A 3,351-nucleotide genomic window follows, 5' to 3' on the forward strand; every position below is an offset into this window, starting at 1 on the left:
CGGCCAACGACACCCGCGAACTGTCGCTGATGGGCAAGATCGCCGCCGGCACGCCGATCGCCGCCATCGAGCACGAACAGGCCCGCTATCCGGTGCCCGAGGCCATGCTCGGCGCCGGCGAACACTATCTGCTCGAGATCGAGGGCGATTCGATGATCGAGGCGGGCATCCTCAATGGCGATCTGGTGATCATCAAATCGGTCGACACGGCCACCTCGGGCGAGATCGTCGTGGCCCTGGTCGAGGGCGAGGAAGCCACCCTCAAGCGGCTGCGCAAGAAGGGCGGTTCGATCGCCCTGGAACCCGCCAACCGGAACTACGAGACCAAGATCTACGGCCCTGACCGGGTCGAGGTGCAGGGCAAGCTGGTCGGACTCATCCGCCGCTATCACTGACGTTTGGGTCTCCCGTGCGGCTCCACGGCCGGTCGCCGCGCACCTCCGCCGACCAGACGGCGCGCCAGAGATTGTCCGCCGCCGGTCCGTCGCGCCACAGCTCGACCGCCCCGCCGCGGGCGTAGTCCACGCCGTCCAGCACCAGACGTTCCCCGCATGAGGCCGGCAGGGCGGCGACCGGGGCGCGGACGCTAACGACCGGCGCCGCCGCGCACAGGGCGTCCAGCTGTTCCACCGATGGCGCGCCCTTGCCCCACCACAGGGCCAGCGGTCCGGCGTCTGCTGTCTCCGGCGCACAGGAGAAGCGGGTGCAGGTCCAGCCCGCGTCCGGCCGTTCGACCGGCGCGACGCCGCGCCGCCGGGACCAGACGTCAACGGCGAACCGGCGCACGCCGGGCCGGGCCACGACCGCCTCCCCCGCCTCGACCCAGGCCGCATTGGTCCCGCCGTCGCCGATCCACAGATCGGGGGTCGGGGCGCGGGGCCACAGCATCACCGCCGCGGCGAACGGCAGGCCAAGCCAACGTAAGGGCCCGCGCCACAGGCAGCAGAACAGCACTCCGAGAAAGGCGATCGGCAGGACGAAGTCCGGCGCGCTGGCCACTGTCCGCACCGCGCCGGGCAGGCCCGCCGTCCAGGTCCCGATGGCCAGCATCAGTTCGATGCCCCGCGCCGCCAGCCACAGCAGGGGCGCGCCCGCTCCGAGCGGCTCCAGCAGGGCGCCGAGCGTCAGCGCCGGCATGATCAGGAAGTCCGACACCGGCGCCGTGGCCAGATTGGCGGCCAGGCCGTAGATGGCGGTGCGGTTGAAATGCTGCATGGCGAACGGCCCGGTGGCCGCGCCCGCCACCAGGCTGGCGAGGACGGCCGCGCCGACCCAGGCGCCGCCCCGCTGGACCAGCAGGATCGGCCAGGGGGCGGAAATCTCGCGCGGCCGGACCGGCCACGCCTCGACCAGCGCCACCAGCGCCGCCGTCGCCGCGAACGACATCTGGAAGCCGGGCGTGACGATGGCCTCGGGCTGCAGCAGCAGCACGACGAAGGCGGCGACGGCCAGGGCGTGCATGGTGATGGCCTGCCGGTCCAGCAGGATGGCGAGGAAGGCGATGGAGGCGGTGACGGCGGCCCGCTCGGCCGGGGGCGGATGGCCCGAGATCACCAGATAGGTCCCGACCGCCAGCAGCCCCGCCCAGGCCGCCACCTTCTTGCCCGGAACGCGCAGGGCCAGCCACGGCCAGGCGGCGACCAGCAGGCGCACGAGGAAGAAGGCGAAGCCGCCGACCACGGCCATATGCAGACCAGAGATCGACAGGATATGGGCCAGGCCCGAGTCCCGCATCACCTCGACATCGGCCGTATCGAGCCAGGCCTCGTGCCCCGTGGTCATGGCGGCGGCGATGCCCCCGGCCCGCTCGCCCTGCCGCGCCACGATCCGTCTGGCCAGATCGTAGCGCACCGCATTGATCCACATCTCCAGCCGCAACCGCCACGGCGGCGCGGGCAGCGCGGCCGGCCGCACCGCCCCCAGACCGAAGGCCACCCCGCCCATGCCCTGGAAGAAGGCGGTGCGGCCGAAGTCGTAGGCCCCGGGGCTGGCGGGCGCGGGCGGGGGGTTGAGAATGGCGAACAGCCGCACCGGCTCGCCCGGCTCCGGCGCGGCTCCACGTACGGTGGCGCGCAGACGCACGGGCGTGTCCCGCGGCGCCAGGCCGCGGACGCGGACCGGGGCGATGACCACGCGCGGCCCGGCGGCCCCGGGGCTGTCGACATCGACGACCCAGCCTTCGACCACGGTCGGCCGGGCCATGGACGGCGCGATCGGGGCCGTCACCGCGTCGGTGCGCAGCTTGGCCACGGCGACGCCGAGGGCGAAACAGGCCAGCAGCATCAACGGCAGGGTCCAGAGCCGGCCGAGCCCCATCCGCCGCGCCGCCAGCCAGGCCGCGGCCGCCGCCACGGCGCCGGCCAGCAGCGGCCCCGCCGCCGGCTCGGCCTTCAACGAAAAAAAGACGGCGCAGCCCCCGCCCAGGGCCACAGGGGCCCACAGCCGCCAGCGCAGCGTCTGGGCGGCGATCTGGGCGCGCAGAAAACCGGCCAGCCGAGCGCCGAGGCTGGGCAGAACCGGAACGGGCGGTATAACGCCCGCCATGACCTCCCCGCCCCCCTCCGCGCCCGCCGTCGTCACCCGCTTCGCCCCCTCGCCGACCGGCTTCCTGCACATAGGCGGCGCTCGCACGGCGCTTTTCAACTGGCTGTACGCGAAACACCATGACGGCCGCTTCCTGATCCGGGTCGAGGACACGGACCGCGAGCGCTCCACCGAGGCGGCCGTCGGAGCCATCTTCGACGGACTGAGCTGGCTGGGCCTGTTCGCCGACGACGAGCCGGTGTTCCAGTTTTCGCGCGCCGACCGGCATCGCGAGGCGGCGAATATTCTGCTCGAGACCGGCCATGCCTACCGCGACTTCCTGACCGCCGAGGAGACCGGGGCCCTGCGCGACGCCGCCAGGGCCGAGGGTCGGACCTTCGAGTCGCCGTGGCGCGACCGCCCCCCGACCGTCGACGATCTGTCCCGGCCCCATACGGTGCGCTTCCGTCGCCCGGCCGACGCTCCCGTCGTGGTCGAGGACGCGGTCCAGGGGCCGGTGCGCTGGGACTCGGCCGCGCTCGACGATCTCGTCATCCTGCGCTCGGACGGGGCCCCCACCTATAATCTGGCCGTGGTGGTCGACGACCACGACATGGGCGTGACGCACGTGATCCGCGGCGACGATCACCTGAACAACGCCGCCCGGCAGAGCCTGATCTACGACGCCCTCGGCTGGCCCCGCCCGGTCTTCGCCCACATCCCGCTGATCCACGGGCCGGACGGCGCCAAGCTGTCGAAGCGGCACGGGGCCCAGGCGGTGCACGAATACGCCGAGATGGGCTATCTGCCCGAGGCCATGCGCAACTA

Annotated in this window: 3 protein-coding genes; 2 read left to right on the plus strand and 1 reads right to left on the minus strand. The window is 73.1% G+C overall.

Translation table 11 applies throughout. The features are described from left to right. A partial coding sequence (gene lexA, locus Q0588_RS02685) for a transcriptional repressor LexA (RefSeq protein WP_298743523.1) occupies positions 1-395 on the plus strand: 395 nt, incomplete at its 5' end. Here lexA and Q0588_RS02690 read toward each other — a convergent pair. Next, entirely contained in the window at positions 376-2,544 is a 2,169-nt protein-coding gene (locus tag Q0588_RS02690; protein WP_298743525.1) for a ComEC/Rec2 family competence protein, read from the minus strand. The two genes, lexA and Q0588_RS02690, sit on opposite strands and share 20 nt — an antisense overlap. Here Q0588_RS02690 and gltX point away from each other — a divergent pair. Then, positions 2,543-3,351 (plus strand): glutamate--tRNA ligase (gltX, locus tag Q0588_RS02695; RefSeq protein ID WP_298743527.1); only part of this gene is annotated, 809 nt, incomplete at its 3' end. The genes Q0588_RS02690 and gltX overlap by 2 nt on opposite strands.

The sequence above is a fragment of the uncultured Brevundimonas sp. genome (assembly GCF_937870815.1).
Taxonomy (GTDB): Bacteria; Pseudomonadota; Alphaproteobacteria; order Caulobacterales; family Caulobacteraceae; genus Brevundimonas.